The 18402-nt window shown below is 60.5% G+C and carries 14 protein-coding genes and 1 pseudogene; 11 read left to right on the top strand and 4 right to left on the bottom strand.

All coding sequences use genetic code 11. The annotated features are described in order from the left end of the window. Positions 1–188 precede the first annotated feature (188 nt). Entirely contained in the window at positions 189–818 is a 630-nt protein-coding gene (locus AX703_RS24900) for a TetR/AcrR family transcriptional regulator (protein ID WP_039332613.1), read from the bottom strand. Between the two features lie 165 nt (positions 819–983). On the opposite strand from AX703_RS24900, the gene AX703_RS24895 reads away from it, so the two are divergent. The 3 genes from AX703_RS24895 to AX703_RS24885 are packed head-to-tail and all read left to right on the top strand — an operon-like array spanning position 984 to position 4858. Continuing rightward, entirely contained in the window at positions 984–3185 is a 2202-nt protein-coding gene (locus AX703_RS24895) for a TonB-dependent receptor (protein ID WP_231735691.1), read from the top strand. Between the two features lie 12 nt (positions 3186–3197). Beyond that, a complete protein-coding gene (locus AX703_RS24890; RefSeq protein ID WP_082734801.1) occupies positions 3198–3977 on the top strand; it encodes an SDR family oxidoreductase in 780 nt (259 codons plus the stop codon). 17 nt (positions 3978–3994) lie between these two features. Continuing rightward, positions 3995–4858 (top strand): tyrosine-protein phosphatase, encoded by an 864-nt coding sequence (locus tag AX703_RS24885; RefSeq protein ID WP_197423833.1) that lies wholly within the window; start codon positions 3995–3997, stop codon positions 4856–4858. 97 nt (positions 4859–4955) lie between these two features. On the opposite strand, the gene AX703_RS24880 is transcribed toward AX703_RS24885, so the two are convergent. Continuing rightward, positions 4956–6593: a sigma-54-dependent Fis family transcriptional regulator gene (locus tag AX703_RS24880; RefSeq protein ID WP_062348068.1), complete on the bottom strand. Its 1638-nt coding sequence runs from the start codon at positions 6591–6593 to the stop codon at positions 4956–4958. 245 nt (positions 6594–6838) lie between these two features. Here AX703_RS24880 and AX703_RS24875 point away from each other — a divergent pair, with 245 nt between their 5' ends. From AX703_RS24875 to AX703_RS24860, 4 genes are all read left to right on the top strand, one after another. Beyond that, the gene (locus AX703_RS24875; protein WP_062348066.1) at positions 6839–7189 is read left to right on the top strand and encodes a hypothetical protein; all 351 of its coding nucleotides are present in this window, start codon (positions 6839–6841) and stop codon (positions 7187–7189) included. Further along, positions 7186–7536 carry a cytochrome c gene (locus tag AX703_RS24870; RefSeq protein WP_062348063.1) on the top strand — a complete coding sequence of 117 codons (351 nt, stop codon included), beginning with the start codon at positions 7186–7188 and terminating at the stop codon, positions 7534–7536. The genes AX703_RS24875 and AX703_RS24870 overlap by 4 nt, the downstream gene beginning before the upstream one ends. A 17-nt stretch (positions 7537–7553) precedes the next feature. Next, complete coding sequence (locus tag AX703_RS24865) at positions 7554–9140, top strand: FAD-binding oxidoreductase (protein ID WP_052242121.1); 1587 nt, start codon at positions 7554–7556, stop codon at positions 9138–9140. Between the two features lie 127 nt (positions 9141–9267). Then, positions 9268–10473 (top strand): aromatic ring-hydroxylating dioxygenase subunit alpha, encoded by a 1206-nt coding sequence (locus AX703_RS24860; protein WP_062348061.1) that lies wholly within the window; start codon positions 9268–9270, stop codon positions 10471–10473. A 177-nt stretch (positions 10474–10650) separates the two neighbouring features. Here the strand turns inward: AX703_RS24860 and AX703_RS24855 are convergent, their stop codons facing one another. Then, positions 10651–11748: an alpha/beta hydrolase fold domain-containing protein gene (locus AX703_RS24855; RefSeq protein ID WP_062348059.1), complete on the bottom strand. Its 1098-nt coding sequence runs from the start codon at positions 11746–11748 to the stop codon at positions 10651–10653. Between the two features lie 266 nt (positions 11749–12014). Between AX703_RS24855 and AX703_RS24850 the strand changes: the two genes are divergently transcribed. From AX703_RS24850 to AX703_RS24835, 4 genes are all read left to right on the top strand, one after another. Beyond that, positions 12015–12986: an alpha/beta hydrolase gene (locus AX703_RS24850; RefSeq protein ID WP_231735692.1), complete on the top strand. Its 972-nt coding sequence runs from the start codon at positions 12015–12017 to the stop codon at positions 12984–12986. A 76-nt stretch (positions 12987–13062) separates the two neighbouring features. Next, complete coding sequence (locus AX703_RS24845) at positions 13063–15216, top strand: TonB-dependent receptor (protein ID WP_062348055.1); 2154 nt, start codon at positions 13063–13065, stop codon at positions 15214–15216. 70 nt (positions 15217–15286) lie between these two features. Next, positions 15287–16954 (top strand): carboxylesterase/lipase family protein, encoded by a 1668-nt coding sequence (locus AX703_RS24840; RefSeq protein WP_062348053.1) that lies wholly within the window; start codon positions 15287–15289, stop codon positions 16952–16954. Positions 16955–17054: 100 nt separating this feature from the next. Further along, positions 17055–18056 carry a LacI family DNA-binding transcriptional regulator gene (locus AX703_RS24835; RefSeq protein WP_062348051.1) on the top strand — a complete coding sequence of 334 codons (1002 nt, stop codon included), beginning with the start codon at positions 17055–17057 and terminating at the stop codon, positions 18054–18056. On the opposite strand, the pseudogene AX703_RS24830 reads toward AX703_RS24835, so the two are convergent. Further along, positions 18053–18402: pseudogene (locus AX703_RS24830) on the bottom strand (glycoside hydrolase family 68 protein); the annotation flags it as partial. The gene AX703_RS24835 and the pseudogene AX703_RS24830 sit on opposite strands and share 4 nt — an antisense overlap.

Genomic DNA, 18402 nt, shown 5'->3' with positions numbered 1-18402 from the left:
GCTTAAGACCGATCGCTCCCCCGCCAAGCAAGGCGGGTCCCGCCGGACGATTACGGCACCGCTGTCAGGTTGTGCCGTGCACGCGGGCGATCGAGGCCTTGCGCCCCTCGTGGGCAGCCAAAGGCTTCCATTACATGGATTTGCGCAACAATCTCTTGCTCAATGAAATCCCAAGTCCGTTTCGACCGCTACTTGAGGACGACCGCAACGGCTTGCTGGTGAACAACCGCGCGGAATGAAGCCAGAGTTGCAGGGTCCGCTGGGTCGTAGCGTCTCCCGGTGCCCAACTGATTGGCATTGCAAACATAGAACAGCGCCCCAGCCGCAACGCTGTTTAGGATGTGCACCGCCGGGACTTCACGAAAACTGCCTTCCGCCACGCCTGATGCGAGGATCCCTTCCAAGTCTCGCAGGGCGGTGTCGGAGAACTGCACCGGATCCTCGCCTCGTGGCGTGGGATCGGCCACCACGCGTTGGATGATACGCGCTGCCGTCGGGCGGTGGACAAGGAAGTCGAGCCAGGCGTCGAACAGCCCAAGCAAGCGATCCAGCGGCGTGTTCGCACCCTGCATCCGCTCGGTCACGAATTGGTGCATGGCAGTGAAGATGTCCGCCTCGACCTCATCATAGAGCTGCTGCTTGCCAGGGAAGTAGTAGACGATTGATGGCCGACGAATGCCGACGACTTGCGCGACATCTTCTAGGCGGGCGGCCGCATATCCAACCTCCGCAAACACCTGCTCGGCAGCGCTCAGTATCGCACTGCGCGTTGCGTCTCCGCGTGCCTGCCGGGCAACGGGTCTGGAGGCGTTGGACAATCGTATCCCCTCAATTGAATGGCCGGCCAAACCGCCCGACCTGAGAGCTGTCATAGTCGCTCTCATAGCCAAGCCCAAGCCACGCAGTGCTCCATCGCATAAAGCACCTTGCTATTCTACCGTCGGGTAGGTAGAAAATCTACCGTGATGTAGATAACCGCGGGCATGGCCGTGGAAGTGCGGGAGAGAATCATGAAGGGATTGGAAAACTTGGCGAGTGCCGTCGCATTGTCGATGACGCTCGGGTCGTCGCCGTCACTCGCGCAAGACGCGGCCGGACAAGCGAGTGAATCCGCCACAGATGGCGGCATCGCCGAAATAGTGGTGACTGCGCAGAAGCGCGCCGAGTCCTTGCAAAAGACGCCTTTGTCGATCGTTGCGCTCGCGTCGGCCGATCTTGAGCGAAAGGGTATCCTGGATCTGACCGATCTACGTTCGCAGGTGCCAGCGCTTCAAGTCACGCCCCATCCCAACAGCGCCACGACGGCCCGCGTGTTCGTGAGAGGTGTGGGTAACAACGATGACCAGATCACGGTTGACCCCAGCGTCGCGGTTTATCTCGACGGAATCTATGTTGCGCGCGGACAGGGGCTCGCGGCGGAAATCGCCGAGGTCGAGCGTATAGAAGTGCTGCGCGGGCCGCAGGGCTCACTTTACGGGCGCAATGCTACAGGTGGGGCAATCAACTACATCACCCGCAAGCCGGCACTCGGCGAGTTCCATGCGCGCCAGACGCTTGCGCTCGGGAACTATGACCAGTTCCGTTCGCGCACGAGTGTTAATGTGCCACTGGGCGACAGCATCGCAGTTGAGCTTGCCTACCTGTACAGCGAGAAGGACGGGTTCGTGCGGAACCTCGGCACGGGAGTCTCCCGCTTCGGCGATCAGATGCGCCAGGCCTATCGCGCAACGGCGCTGTGGCAACCGAGCCCAGACATCGAGCTGCGCTATGCCTACGACCGGTCGGACATCGCCGATACGCCGGCCTACATGGTCCTGGCACCCTTTCATCCCGCGCTTGCGACCAGACCAACCTATGGGTCATCCGCAGTCCGGGGATTGCTGGCAAACGACGTGTCCGCACAGGGCCATGGCCTCACGGCAAGCTGGGCGGTGTCGGAAGCGCTGTCGTTGAAGTCCATCACTGGTTATCGCAAGCTCGCCAACTCCACCAACCAGAATTACCTGACCGGAGCACTCGGCCCTTTCCCGGTCTTCGTCACCGCATTCGACCAAAAACAGCGGCAGTGGAGCGAGGAACTGCAGGCGGTGGGATCAGCGCTAGACAACCAGCTCGAATACACGCTTGGCGCATACTTCTTCGACGAGAAGGCATTTAGCTTTGACAGCACTGTGCCGACCGGTCGTCCGACTTCCCTGCGCACCGCGACAGTTCACAACCGCGCCTGGGCGCTCTACGGCCAGGCGACCTGGCGTCCAGCCGCTATCGAGGGGCTCTATCTTACGGGAGGGCTGCGTTGGTCGCAGGACGAACGCGAAGCAACCTTGGACCAGCGCAGCGTAGCACTGAACGGCACTATCGTGACTCGTCCTCAAGGCCGGGGTAGCAACACTTTCAGCGACTACAGTCCAAGCGTCATCCTCGGCTACCAGGCCAACACGGATCTCAATCTTTATGCCAAGTGGTCTCGCGGATACAAATCCGGCGGGTACAACTTGCGCGCGAGCACGATTAGCCGTTTCGCGGTGGGATATGGACCGGAAAGGTTGGACAGCTTCGAGTTCGGCGTGAAGTCGAGCTGGCTCGACAATCGCCTGCGCGCCAACATCGCGCTGTTCCGTGCAAACTACCGCGATATCCAGGTCAACATCCAATCGGACCCAGCCAATCCGGCTGTGACCGACATATTCAATGCCGGGCGGGCGCGCATCCAGGGATTGGAGCTGGACCTTACGGCGAAACCCGCGAGCGCATTCACCCTAAGTGCCAACTATGCATATCTCGATGCAGGTTATCGCGAGGTCAGGGATCAGATCACCGGCGCCAATATCGCAGGCCGCTTCAATTTCGTGGAGGCCCCGCGCCACACCCTCACAGTGGGCGCGGAGTGGGTGCTTTCATCAACACCCCTTGGCGTACCAAGCGCCAGCGTCGACTACTACATGCAGAGCGACAAGTTTTCCTCGACCACCGACTCTCGCTACATCATCGGGGATTACGGCCTGCTTAGCGCGAGGGTTGCCCTCAGTGACATTCCGATCGGGGTGGGCAAGTGGCAGCTGGCTGCCTTCGGGCGCAATCTCACTGACACCAAGTACTATGTCGCCCATTTTTCCGCAGGACTTCCCGCAGCCTTCTTTGGCGATCCACGCAGCTACGGCCTCGAACTTCGCTTTGAGTACTGACGGATGACCCTGATGAAGAACCTTGAGCCAGCTGTCGCTTACCTTTCCACACCGGTGATCGTTACCGGCGGCGCATCTGGGATCGGTCTTGCGACTGCCGAGGCGCTGGCTGCTGTCGGACGGCCCGTGGCGCTGTGGGACATCAATGGCGACGCCGCAATCCGCGCAGCCGAACGAATTGCCCTGGAATTCGGAGTGAGGACTCTGGGTTTTGCCGTCGACCTGCGTGAGCTCGCAGCGTTCGGTCGTGCTCTCACGGCCACACGCGAGGCACTCGGACCAATCGGAGCTCTGGTCCATTCCGCAGGAACCGTCGACACGGATTCGATCGATGGACTTACCCCGCAAAGCTGGGATAGCGGTATCGCGATTCACCTTCGAGCCCTAGCGTTTCTGGTGAAGGAGCTGCGCGAGGACATGGCTGGACAGGCCGGTTCGGCAGTGGTCGCCGTCAGCTCGATCAATGCAACCTTGGGAAACGCGGTCAACCCGGTCTACACAGCCGCAAAGGGAGGAATGCTTTCGCTGGTACGGTCGCTGGGTGATCGTCTCGCGCGCGACGGTATCCGCATCAACGCGGTTTCGCCGGGCCAGATCGTGACACCAATGACGAAGCCGGTCATCGACGCGCTGCCTCAAGGCTTTTTTGAAAAGCGCGTCCTGCTTGAGAGGCTTGGCCAGCCCGCAGAGGTTGCAAGAGCCATACGCTTTCTGCTTTCGTCCGAGGCTAGTTACATCACGGCGACAGAACTCGTCGTGGATGGTGGCAATATCTCGTCCCAACGCGGATGACGGAGAGGGAGATCACAATGCGACTGGCAAATGCATTCGCCCTCGGGCTCTTGATTACTGGTTGTTCGCCCGCGCCAATGCCGCCGGCATTGCAGGCCCATGCCAAGCAGGCGGCCCCCTCGCTGCGACTGGCCGGCGCGCCCAACTTTCGCGACATAGGAGGCTACGAAACGGAGAACGGCGGTAAAGTCAGGACAGGCATTGCCTATCGTTCGGATCAGATCAATCTCCTTGGTGATGCCGATCTTGCAGCACTTGACGCCTTGCATCCCGCTGCGGTGGTTGACCTCAGGACTGCGACCGAGAGGCAAAGGGAACCGGATCGAGTGCCGCCGGGCGTCGACTACGTTGTCCTCGATGTCGCGGCCGACAGCACGGAATCACTGGGCGGAGACATGCGCCTTGCCATGACGCAAATCGCGCAAGGACAAGGAGAGGCGCTCCTTGTGGCAGCAAACCGTGAGTTCGTTACCCTCCCCAGCGCGCGGCAGTCCTACGCCGGCCTGATACGGCTCATCCTATCATCGAAAAGGCCTGTGATCTTTCACTGCACCGCCGGGAAGGACCGCACAGGGTGGGCGACTGCCATCATCCTGACATTGCTAGGCGCAACACGCGAAACTGTTTTGCAGGATTACCTTCTCAGCAACGAACGGCTTGCAGCGAAGAATGCATCAACCCTGTCAGCCGTCGCAGCTTCACAAAGCAATATACCGCCCGCATACCTCGAGCCTGTACTAACAGTGAAAGCCAAATACATCGAGGCAGCATTCTTCGAAGTCTACAGAACCTATGGATCATTTGACAAATATGCGCGTGATGGCCTTGGATTATCGGAAGAAGAAATCCAAGGACTAAGAGAGAAATTTCTTTCGTCCTGAACACAAAAGGGAGCTCAATCGGCCCAGTGAAAACCTGTTCGGTCAGTCCGTGAACCAATGGCGCAATATTGGAAGAAATATCGTAGTCAACATTCGCTCAGTTCGAATTCTTTTCATCCCGCGCACGACCCGCAGATAGCCTGTATATGAGTTGCGACCTTGTAATGCCTAGTTGCCTTGCCGCGCGCGTCCTGTTGCCTGAAGCGTTGGCCAAGGCCCTTTCGATCATCTGCTTTTCGACAGTCGCAAGATCAAGCCCGGCATCGACGAGCGCAGCAGCCGCTCCTGGGTCAGAGCCAGGGGGCTGCAGACTTCCGCCCTGAGGCCTCCACACAGGTGGACCAAGGATTTCTCCGCCGCTGAACAGATGATGCTGGCGCAGGGGCTCGCCGTCGCGTGCCATGATCACCCCTCGCTCGATCACGTTCTCCAACTCGCGAATGTTGCCGGGCCAATCATAGCCGAGCATGGCTGCAATCGCCGACTCCTCGAAGCCAGTTACCCGTCGTCCATGCCGCTCAGCATAGAGCGCGAGGAAGTGTTCCATCTTCAGGGGCAGGTCCGCGCGCCGCTCCCGCAGTGGCGGAATCCTAATCGGAAACACGTTAAGGCGATAGAACAGATCCGCGCGAAAGGTCCCTGCCTCCACCGCGGCTCTCAGATCAGAGTTGGTCGCGGCGACCAGACGCACGTCGGACTCTTGCAGCTTCGTGCCCCCAACGCGTTCGAATTCGCCTTCTTGAATGGCTCGCAAAAGCTTGCCTTGGGCTGCGAGCGAAAGAGTCCCGATCTCGTCGAGAAAGAGGGTGCCGCCACTAGCCCGTTCGAAGCGTCCCGGCCTAGATACGTTTGCACCTGTAAATGCACCCCTCTCAACCCCGAACAGTTCGGCCTCGAGAAGATTTTCGGGAATAGCTGCGCAGTTTACGGCAATGAACGGGCCTGCCGCACGCCGTCCCATCGCGTGAAGATTACGTGCAAAGATTTCCTTGCCCACCCCGCTTTCGCCAGAGAACAGCACGACGGCATCGGTATCGGCCACATGGCCCAGCAGGTCGAAGGCAACGTTGAATCCCGCGGAGGCGCCAACGATCTGCCTCCCGAGGATTGGTTTCCCGCGCGGCAAGTGTGCTGGCGAGACCTCGCCCAATTGCGACCCCCGCATGTAGCGCACATCGCCGTCCCCGTCCTGCCACTCATCAGCAGGACGGCCGACAATGCGGCAGCACTCGTGCCCCATGGCCACGCATTCAATCTCGCGGAACAGGATGGGGCGACCGAGAAAAACGCTGGCATATCCGCTGGCATAGCCGATCTGAGACCATCCAGCGGGATAGGCTCCGCGCCCGAACAGTTCGAGGTGCGCCTCACACTCGGTCGAGCCGCGCCAGATGTATTCCGCTGCGAAAGTGCCCGTCGCCGTGTCCACCTTCACGCTGACCGGATCGGTGCGGACCATGCCTTCAAGCATGTGCAGTTCCGGCCCGACGGCGAACATCTGCTCAATCGTGGCATCAGGCCTCACCTTGGCTGCGATCTCGGCATCCATTGCGCCGCTGTTGTACCCCTGCCGCGTGAACACACCGCGCGCCTTGTCGAGACCTACAGCCTCGATGACTTCGTGCCGCAGGAGACCGAACGCGCGGGCATGGATCATCATCATTCGCCGCCCGGCGAGCCAGATATGACCTTGCGCATGATCGAAGTGTAGCTGGTTGAAAAGGTCGTCGGACATGCAGCAATCGTATTATTTCAAACAATGATTCACAAGCGCTGTTCGAAATCAGACATTTTGCCCATCAAGTTTTCGCCCTGTCTCGGCGACAGTAGCCGTCCCGAAGAACCGATATACTCGTGAATTCAGCATGATGCGCCCGCGTCGAAATGACGAGCGCAGACTTGGCACGGCCATTGCGATGGATAGGCAACAGAAGCGCTCAACGGCGATGCCAGCCCCGTGGCAACAGAGAGGAGAACTGCATGTCCGATGCCTTGCCTGCGATAAGCCGCAGAACCTTTATTTCCGTCAGCACACTGGCAGGGGTCGCAACAGCAGCACCGTTAGCGGCCTCCACCATAGCTTGGTCCGGCCCCCTAGCTATCGCGTCCCAGCGTTCTGCCATACCCGCCGGCTGGCAGGGGAGTGCGACGGTACTAGCTGGTGACTACTTTCAACGTCTTGGCCAGATCCGCATCGCGTTGGCCACCAGCGTAGGGCGCAAGTTGGCTCTCTTCCTGGATGGTGCGGATGAAGCTCTGTTCGACATCGCCTTAATTGACCGCCGCGCAACGCTGCGTCCGGTCGTCCTTCCCGCAGGAGGAGTCGCATGAACCTGAGCATCCTGTCCAAATGTGCCACGTTCGGCGCGGCACTCGCGGTCGCCCTTGCCCTTCCGGCAGATGCCGCTCCTCCAGCGCCCGCCCGCAACGGTCAGTCTGGTCAATGGGCATCGCCACAGGTCCTGTGGGAGCAAACCTGCGCCCGCTGCCACACAACGGGGGTTGGCCCCGAACTGCGCGGCCGCGCGCTACCCCAGGAATACGTCGTCAGCGTAGTGCGCAATGGCATGCTGGCGATGCCGGCATTCCCGCATTCGGCAATAGATGATGCCTCACTCAGCGACATCGCGCGCTTTGTCTCCACCTCCAGGCTGCCAAAGCCTGCGGCAAAGCACTGAGAGCAAAGGAGAGTTAGATGCCAAGCAAGAAGCCTGCTCCTGTCGCGCAACCAGCGGCACCCGCAGATCCCGCCGTGCTGCCCGCTGGCGTCAGTGCCGCCGACATGCACGCCGCCATCACGAAGTTCGTTGCGATTCTCGGCCCACAGAATGTCATCACCGATGCCGACCACATCGCGCCCTACACCAAGGTCATGATTGCCGAGAGCGAGGACCTGCATCGTCCGTCCGCAGTGCTCTATGCCCGCGAAGTTTCGGAGATCCAGCAGATCCTTAAGGTCTGCAACGAATTCAAGGTGCCGATCTGGACGATCTCGACCGGGCGCAACTTCGGCTACGGTTCGGCCGCGCCCCAAAGCGCCGGCCAGGTTGTGCTCGACCTCAAGCACATGAACCGCATTCTCGATGTGGATCCCGTGCTGTGCACTGCGCTGGTCGAACCCGGCGTGACCTACCAGCAACTCAAGGATTACCTCGAGGAAAACGACATACCTTTGTGGCTGTCTTGCCCAGCTCCCTCCGCGATTGCCGGACCTCTCGGCAATACGGTTGACCGCGGTGTCGGCTACACGCCCTATGGCGAACACTTCATGATGCAGTGCGGGATGGAGGTTGTTCTGGCCAACGGCGACGTCCTGCGCACCGGCATGGGCGGAGTCGAAGGGACAAGCGCCTGGCAGGTCTTCAAGTGGGGTTACGGCCCCTACCTCGACGGCATCTTCACGCAGTCCAACTACGGTATCGTCACCAAGATGGGCATGTGGCTGATGCCAAAGCCTCCGGTCTACAAACCGTTCTGCATCCGCTACGACAAGGACGAGGACATCCACGATATCGTGGAGACGCTGCGGCCCCTGCGCATCGCCAACGTCATTCCCAATGCGATGGTTTTTGCAAATGTCATGTGGGAAGCCGCCGCGATCATGCCGCGCAGCAAGTATTACGACGGCGACGGTGTGACGCCCGACAGCGTGCTTGAGGAGATCAAGGCAAAGGAGGGCCTCGGCGCGTGGAACGTCTATGCGGCGCTTTACGGCACCAAGGAACAGGTCGAGGTCAACTGGCAGATCATCACTGGCGCAATCAAAGCCAGCGGCAAGGGCACGATCATCACGGAAGAGCAGGCCGCCGGCACCCAGCCCTTCGATTATCGCGCAAAGTTGATGCGCGGCGACATGACCTTGCAGGAGTTCGGCCTGTATCGTTGGCGCGGCGGCGGCGGCTCGATGTGGTTTGCCCCCGTAACTGCAGCGAAAGGTAGTGAAACTGTTGAACAGACCCGCCTCGCAAAGCAGATCCTTGGCGAATACGGGCTTGATTACGTGGCCGAATATATCGTCGGGATGCGGGACATGCACCATGTGATCGACGTGCTCTACAACCGCTCGGATCCGGACGAGATGGCCCGAGCGCATGAATGCTTCGCCAAACTGCTCAGCGAATTCGGCAAGCGCGGCTATGCGGTCTATCGCGTCAACACGGCCTTCATGGACCAGGCGGCCGACCTGTTCGGCCCGGTCAAGCGCAAGGTCGACCAGACGTTGAAGAGGGCGCTCGATCCTAATGGAATCCTTGCGCCTGGCAAATCCGGCATCAGGATTTGAGCAGATCCGAGCCGCTTGCAGAGCGTGAACTCACTGAAAGTCCAGCTGCGTCCTTCGTCGGGACGTGGTTGGACGTGGCTCGCCCGAGCGCAATGGCGCCGGCAAAGTAAGACGCAGAGGAACTGGAATGGACGTCAGATCGGTCCTGGTCGCAGATGCCCGGCGCATGCTCGAACGCCTCGCCAGCGGCAGCATCACTCGTGCCTCCAAGGTGACCAGCAGGCCATCGTCGATCTACACCGATGCGGATCGGTTCAAGCGTGAGAAGGAGCACCTGTTCCGACGCGTACCATTGCTGCTGGCAGCGTCGTGTGAGCTGCGCAATCCGGGCGACTGCAAGGTGATGGACGTGGTTGGCGTGCCGTTGCTGATCGTGCGCGGGAAGGACGGCGTCGTGCGCACGTTCCTTAATGCCTGTACCCACCGGGGGGCGCGCCTCATGCGCGAATGCGGGAACGCAGCTCGGCTGACCTGTCCCTACCATGCATGGAGCTTCCGGCTCGATGGATCGCTGCTGGGCATTGCGGCGCGGGAGTCTTTCGGCGAGATCGACAGCGATGCCGCCCGTCTCGTTTCCTTCCCCACTACCGAGCGGGCGGGACTTGTCTGGGCCATCATCGACCCCGCCGCCGAACCCGATTTTGACGCCTTCCTCAACGGGTTCGACCAGTTGCTTGCACAGTTCGGGTTCGACACGTGGCATCATTTTAAGAGCCGCAGCCTACCCGGCGCGAACTGGAAGCTCGCGTTCGATGCCCACCTCGAGTTCTACCATCTGCCCGTATTGCACCGCGAGACCTTTGGTTCTGGCATGAGCAATCTCGCCGAATACTTTTACCATGGCCCGCATCAGCGCCTCGGTTTGCTGACCAAAGCGGACCATGTACTCGAACAGGATGACATCGCCGGCCTCGCCGACATGCCAGAGAGCGAATGGCCGCTCGCCTCCCTGCTGTTCGGCGAATGGATCGTCTTCCCGAACGTCTCGATCAACTGCTTTTACAAGGGCGGACGCGGCGTGATCCTGTCCCAGGTCTGGCCTGGCCAAGCGGTAGGAGAATCCGAAACCGTGCAGATATTCTTGCACGAGAACCCGCCGGATGAAGAACACTTTGCAGATGCAACGGCGATGTCGGACTTCCTCGGTAAGGTCGTCGGAACCGAGGACCTGCCAATGTCACGCGAGCAGCAGTCAGTACTCTCATCGGGCCTGCTCCGCGAGGTTCGCTTTGGCCGGAATGAGGGCGGTGTCGAGCATTTCCATGAATGGGTGGATCGATTTGCGGGTTCGCCAAAGGACCTGCCAATGGCACAAGTGATGCAGCGTCCGTGATGGTGCCGGTTTCACCGGTACGTCTCTAACTTTCCCGGAAATCTGCCATCAACAACTGACACCCGCTCCGATCGTTGGTGACAGCCACTAGGGTTATCAAAGCCACCAGGTGCACGCTGTTTGGAGGCCCAAATCCCAAGATCTCCCAGCCAAAGATGACTCCTTCAGGTGCGCAGATCAGCGACCAAGGTGGGCATCAAAAAAACGGAGCATCACGTCGTACGCTTCAAGCGATTCGGGAATATCGGAATTGTAGAAGAACCCGTGAAAGAGCCCCTCCCAAACGTGGAGATCGGCTTTGACGCCAAGCGCAACCAGGCGAGAATGTGTCTTCACGGCAGAGCTCAGCTCAAAGCCCCTTGTTCCGGAAATGATCAGCGTTGGTGGAAACTGACGCAGCGTTTCATCTGAGGACCCTGGCGAAACGGTGGGATCTTTCGGATCTGCCCCCTTGAAATAAGGCAGCGCGGTCCAAGGCAATTGCGCGTCGGCCGGCCAGACCGGGGCAGCACGCGCGTCGCCGATGGCAGCGGTCATATAGTCCGCATCCCCACCGAAGCCGAAGGCGGAAGTGGTGAGCCCAGCACAGAATACTCCGATCGCACCGGGACGTGGCAGGCGGTGCTTCTGAAACCATGCCGTAGCCATACCGGTTAGCATTCCGCCCGCAGAGCACCCATAAATGCCGATATTGCGCGCCGGGTAAGTTTTGAGCAATTCGCGATATACTGCAGCCACGTCCTCACTGGCAGCGGGAAAGACATGAGCAGGTCCTTGGCGGTAGTCGACCGATACGACACGGACTTTGCCGATTGCGGTGACAGGGATGGACTCCAGCTCTGCGCACCCCGGGAAACAACCCATGAAGCCGCCACCGTGAAGATTGATCAACACGCGCTTGCGATTGTGGCGTGAAACGCCCTCTCGCGGGCTGTAATCCAGAACGTGCACGCCGCCGATCTGGCGCTCGACCATGGTCGGGGCGAATGTGGCCTTCGCCTTCGCCAGATATCCCTGCATGAACACGGGTACGCCAGCCACCTGCTTGAGCTGCTCTGGATCCTGCATGGCCTTGAGGTGGTCGGTCAGATAGGCCTTGGCCTCAGCGCTCAGCATCGAAGAGACCGGCACCGCCATGGCGGGCACATGGACCGTACCATCGTCATCCACCTGGATTACGGAGGGCATGCTGGCCTGCGCAAAGGCTTTGGCGACGGGGCCGAGCAGCAGTGCAGGTGCGACCAATGACGCCACAATTCGCTTCAACCCCGACATCGCTGTACCCTCTCTTACCAGCTGGAGCAGTCCGATCGCTTGCTGCGGATGTGCGTAATCGATTGCATTATTCTCCGCAAGGCGTAAGAAATCGATTACGCATTCACCAAGACTCCGCAAGAGAGCATGGCCTGGAGAGACCAAACGTGAACTTCACCCGAAGGACGGCTGGCGCAGCAGCCCTGGCAACGGCATTGATGCCTTCCTTGCTAGGCGCGCGCGCAAGAGGCGGTGCGGCGGTTCTCGGAAAGGCCGCTGTGACTCCGATGACACTGCTCGATCCTGAACTGCGTGACGGAGCAAAGCTGATCCTCGCCCAGCCCCTGCCCGATCCTCTCGATCATGCTGCGATTGTGGCCATGCGCAAAGCCGCGCCGCCACCACCGGAAATTTTGCCTGCGCCCGCCCCTTCGGTCGACTTCCGCATGATTCCGGGCTCTCACGGCCACCCACCTGTCAAGGTCGCAGTAATTGGTGCAGGCCGAAAGACGGAGTTGCGACCTGCGGTCCTGCACATCCATGGAGGCGGCTTCATCGTCGGACGCATGGCCGACACCATACCCGCATCACAGCAACTGGCGCAGGAATTCGACTGCATCGTGGTCGAAGTGGACTACCGCCTTTCCCCTGAAGCGCGCTTTCCGGGGCCGCTAGAGGACTGCCACGCGGCGCTGGCATGGGTCCATGAAAACGCAGATGATCTAGGCGTGGACCGCGCGAGGATCGCCGTGAAGGGTGAAAGCGCCGGGGGTGGACTTGCCGCCATGCTTGCCTTGGCTGCCCGCGACCGGCGAAGCGTCCCGTTGTGCTGTCAAATCCTGATCTATCCGATGTTGGATGACCGGACCGGATCAACCCGACGCGTGCCGGATTTCATCGGCACGATCGGTTGGAATGAAACAGGTAATGTCGTAGGCTGGAGCAGCTTGCTCGGCCAGCCTGCCGGCCAAACCAAGGTCCCGGCTGGCGCAGTTCCGGCGAGGATGCCCAACCTAGAGGGCTTGCCCCGTACGTTCATGGGCGTGGGATCGCTGGATCTCTTCGTCGAAGAGGACATGATCTACGCTCAACGGCTCGTGCAGGCGGGCGTCCCTACCGAACTGCTCGTCACGCCTGGCGCGTTTCATGGGTTCGACTTCGTGGTGCCTGATGCCAACGTATCGCGAGCCTTTACCGCCGCGTGGAAGCGCACGTTGCGCACGGCTTTCGCCAGACCTGCGGCCAACCATAGTCTTTAATGCCGCCGCTGAAGGCCTCAATCACCAACACGTGCGCAATCGATTACTCAACTATTCAAACAATGGGAGGACTAGGATGAAAGTTTCTCAGCATGTAGCCAAGCTGCGCCTTGCCCTGATCGCCTCGGCAGCCTGTGGCCTAGTCGTTTCTGCACCGGTCATGGCGCAGGATGCTTCTGCCGACAGCGCGAATGACCCAGCAGATGCGGGCGAGATCGTCGTGACAGCGCTCAAATCCGGTTCGGTTCGACTCGACAAGGTGCCGCTGGCAATTCAGGCGTTCAACGGCGATGTGCTGAAACAACGCAACGTGCGCGATGGCGCGGACCTCATCCAACTGATTCCTGGCGCCTCACAGGCACAGGAAATCGGGGCGGGTTATCGCATTTTCTCGTTTCGTGGTTCGGGCGCCGGCGGTCCCATTGGCGATGGCCTGATCGGCTACTACCTCGACGACACGCCCTTCGGCGTGCCCAACAATCAGGCCGCGCCGCCGGTGCAGTATTTCGATATCGACCGCGTTGAAGTTCTGCGCGGTCCGCAGGGGACCCTCTATGGCCTTGGCTCTTCGGCTGGGACCATCATCTATCACACCAAAAACCCCGACCTCGATCAGGTGACCTACGCCGGAGAACTTGAACTGTCCAAATCGGCCGAGGCGAGCGATCCGAACTATCGGGGGGCAGCCGCGATCTCCTTCCCGCTGGTCCCCGGCAAGCTGGGCCTGCGTGTGAGCGGCGGATACGATCGTCGCGCCGGCGTGGCTGACATCTATTCGGGCGCGCCGACTGGTACCCCGCGCGAGCGGGACGCAAACCATGTCACCTCCAAGGACGTCCAGGCCGTGCTGCTTTGGAAGCCGGACGAGCTTACTTCGGTTCGGACGCGCTTTTGGTACTTCGCCACGGATCAGAAATACCTCAACGTGATCAACTCGCTCGACCCGCCGTTCGCGGCCTTTCAAGGCGACGTCGTTGGCTTTGACAAGCGCCGGGCCTGGTATGCATCAAACACCATCGAGCGCGAATTCGGCGCCGTCACGTTGACTAACGCGACATCCTACCAGAAGTCTTTGCCCGGCGGCTTCCAAGTCGGCCTCAACGTTGGCGCGCCGCTTGGCACCGGCGTGCTGATCAACGGCGGCGACGCGCGCAACTTCGTAAACGAGTTGCGGGTTGCTACAAACGATGCCGGGCCGCTCAAGGGCGTGGCCGGCGTTTTTTACCAGAACGCGCGCAGTCTCTACACGTTCAGCCTGACGTTCCCGGCTTTTGGCCTGAACGGGCAAACCATCACCAAGACCGAGAATGCAGCAGTGTTCTCCGAGGTGAGCTATGAACTGTTCGGCGGCAAGCTCGTACCGCTGGTCGGCTTGCGCTATTTCAAAGACCGACGCGAAGCGGACTCCATCTCGAACGGAGTGCGAGTTCAGAGCCAGGCGCGGCCCGACGCATTGACCTGGCGGGCCAACCTCGCGTTCAACCCCAGTTCCGACTGGATGCTGTTTTTCAACGCTGGCACCGGTTTCCGCAGTGGAATTCTTCAGTCACAAGCACAGGCCGACGCGGTGATCGCGGATGGCGTGCCGAGCGGCATCTCGCTGACGCCGGACAAGCTGCGCAACCTTGAAGTGGGCATGAAGGGTGCACTGCTGGACGGGGCGCTGCGGGTGGCCGTCAGCCTTTACGACATAAAATACACGAACATCCAGAGCGCCTTCAACACGTCGATCGGGCTGGCGGCTTTTGCCAACCTCGGCGATGGCAAAGCGCAGGGGATCGACATGGAAATGACATGGCGGACGCCGCTTCAGGGCTTGACGCTCAATGCCATCGGTAACGCCAACGACTCCAAGTTCACACGCGTCCGCCCAGCGTTCGCCGGAGCCGATCCTCGCATTTCCAACGGCTTGCGCCTGCTCAACACGCCAACACACAATTTCCGTTTGGATGCGAGCTACGAACGGCCGATCGGCAATGCCACGCTTTTCGCTACCAGTTCGGCGACCTTTATCGGCCGTTCGCGTCTTGGAGATGCCACGGTCAACGAGATCAATCCCTACGAACTCTACCAGGCGAGCATCGGCGTACGGTTTGATCGATACGAAGTGCGCCTGTTCGGGGACAACCTGTCCGATTTACGCGGCCCCACCTCCGCCAACGGTCCTACGCTTCTGGCAGGGCCACGCCCGCGCACGATCGGGGTGACATTCCGCGTCAACACCAACTGATGCAATTCTCGGCGATACCACTCATTCCCCCAAAGGTATCGCCGAGGTCGCATAAGAAGGATGCGAGGGTATGCAGAGGCGCGATATCATCACTGCTGCGACCGGTGTTGGAGCAATTGCCTTGGCACCAACTGCAGCAACGTCTGCGCAGGACCAGGCGATGCCGTTCTTTGACAAGAGGGCGCCAATCTATACCGAAGCAGCACGGCTTACGGTCAGGACCACTGCCGGACCCATCAGGGGCTACCGGCAGGGCGCGGTTACCGTGTTCAAGGGCGTGCCCTATGGAGCGCCCACCGGTGGTGCCAATCGCTTTCTTGAACCGCGCCCACCCGAGCCCTGGAACGGTGTTCGCTCATGCCTTCACTACGGCCCGATTGCACCACAGGACAAGGGCATGGGACGCTTCCATGATGAAGAAGCCTTTATCTTCCGCTGGAACGACGCAGTCGAGGATGAAGATTGCCTGCGACTGAACATATGGACTCCAGCTCTTGATGCCGCGCGCCGTCCAGTGCTCGTCTGGTTGCATGGTGGCGGCTTTGCTGCCGGATCCGGGCATGACATTCCGGCATTCGATGGCACGAATCTGGCTGCCAGTGGCAACGCGGTGGTGGTTACGCTCAATCACCGACTGAACCTGCTGGGGTTTTTCGATCTGTCCGACTGGGGCGAGGAACATGCCACCTCGGCCAATCTCGGCGTGCTTGATATCGTAGCTGCACTGCGCTGGGTGCGCGACAATATTGCCCGATTTGGAGGGGATCCCTCGCGCGTGACGATCTTCGGCCAGTCGGGCGGAGGAGCCAAAGTCACTGCGCTGATGGCGATGCCCACGGCCAAGGGGTTGTATCACCGAGCGATGGTGCTTAGCGGGTCCTTCGCGATGTTCAACACGCCGACCAAGACCCGCCGACTTTCCCGCCTGATTCTTGACGAGCTCGACATTGCCAAGGGCGATCTGGCCTCTCTGCAAACGCGGCCTTATTCAGAAATGCAGGCGGCAGCCCAGCGGGTCCTTGCCCGGGTCAATCCGCCTTTCGACGGGTTTGTAGACGTGCGCCGGATTCCGGATATGCTGAACTTCGCCCCAACGCTGGACGGGCAAACGCTGCTGGCAGACCCCATGCATCCAGGATTTGCGGCGAACGGTCCGCAAGTCCCACTGATCATCGGCTCCACGCTCAACGAATTTGTTACGGGCATCAACGATCCCGCAGCGTTCGAGATGGACGAAGCAGCACTTCAGCGCAGGGTCGAACGATTCGCTCCCGGCAGGGCAGAAGCAGTTATCGCCGGATTTCGGGTGAATGCGCAGAACGAAAAGCCCTTCGCTTTGTGGTCTCGCATCGCAACTGCACCAATCCGCGAGGCCGTGATCAATCAGGCGAGAAGGCGGTTCGAAAGCAAATGCTCCCCGACGTGGCTGTTCTGGTTCACTTGGCAGACTCCGGTGCTTGAGGGTCGACCGATGGCTTTCCATTGCCTCGACATTCCGTTCTGGTTCGGAAACACTCAGACCTGTGCATCGATGACCGGCGGTGGAATGGACGCGGTGGCCCTGTCCAACAGCATGGTTCAGGCTCTGTCGGCGTTTGCCGCCCAAGGCGCGCCGGCGGCCTGCGGCATTCCGCCGTGGCGCGCCGCGTCGCCAGACGATATGGCATCGCTGCAGTTGGGGTCTTCACCGACCATGATCGGAGAAGACGACGCAGCAGAACGCGCCACTCTCATATGAATGTGCGCTTGCAGTTTGCCACTGGCGACACCGCGTGTAGGTGTCACATCAGCACGGAGAGCTATTATCCTTGAAGGCGGGCAACGGTAGTCGAACAGGCATGGTCAGCGTCAAGAATCTCAAGGAATTTGCCGAACTGGCGGGAGTTTCGACCGCCACCGCTTCGCGCGCGTTGACTGGATCGGGGCGCGTCAGTGACGAGACGCGCAAACGTATAGCCGTTCTGGCAGAGAAACTCGGCTATCAGCCCAACATTGCGGCTCGCAACCTGCGCACGCAGCGTACGATGACCATCGGCGTGCTGGTACCCTTGGGACATGAAGCCCTGCAGCACCTGTCAGACCCATTCTTCAATACGATGACAGGCTTTCTGGCCGATGCTTTTGCCGAATACGGTTACGACATGCTGTTGTCGCGCGTGCTGCCCCGCAACGATCGCTGGATGGACCGCTTCATCGGCAGTGGGCGAGTCGACGGTATTGTGGTCGTCGGCCAGTCGGACCAGTTCCACGTCATCGAAACCATATCGCGGCGTTACGAGCCAATGGTGGTATGGGGCGGCTACTCGCCCGGTCAGCACCACTGTTCGATCGGATCGGACAACCGCCTCGGCGGCAGGCTCGCGGCAATGCACCTGATTGACCGAGGCTGCAGACGCATAGCCTATGCCGGGCCGTTGGAAGGTTCGGAGTTCGGCGAGCGTCTTGACGGCGCCCGGCGGGCGCTGCTTGAGGCGGGGGCAACTCCGCTTGTGGAACTGCGCACGCATTTCGAACCGGATGCCGCCTATGCCGACGTGCGTGAGCAACTGGGCAACATGGCGCAAATCCCCGACGGTATCGTCGCCGGATCCGACGTGACCGCGATCAGCGTGATCAGGGCGCTACGCGACCTTGGTCAGCGCGTACCGGATGACGTCCGCGTGATTGGCTACGACGGCCTGCCGATCGGCGAGCACATGAGCCCGCCGCTCAGCACAATCGACCAGCAGTTGCGGCACGGAGCGCAACTGCTCACACAGACGCTCCTTCGTAGGATCGCCGGAGAGGCGACGCGATCCAGCCAGATCGAGCCGCACGTGATCGTGCGCGGATCAACCTAGACAACCACCCGCGATGTCCCTCCGTCCAGCGCGATGCGGAAGAACGGCGCCGGATACCCCGCGAACCGTTCACGCCGCAGTTGGGCAGTGGTAAGGGTAGCAGGGTCGGCGACCTCTGGAAAATCTGCGAAGCCGATGACCCGGAGATCATCCATCACCCACCAGCTGTATTCCTTTGCTGGCGCGTCAACCGGGTTTGCGGCAATAAGTCCATGGCCGTTCAGGAACACGAATGGCCCCAGCGGCCCATCCGAAACGGCACCGTAAAGCCCTGTCGGCCCCGAGGAACCGCTAGAGCATAATCCGACCGGATAGAATCGCAGGGGGTTCCCAAGGCGCTGGAAAT

The organism is Novosphingobium sp. CCH12-A3, assembly GCF_001556015.1.
Lineage (GTDB): Bacteria > Pseudomonadota > Alphaproteobacteria > Sphingomonadales > Sphingomonadaceae > Novosphingobium > Novosphingobium subterraneum.
Note: the sequence above shows the minus strand (reverse complement) of the source record. Positions and strands in the feature narration are given on the sequence as shown.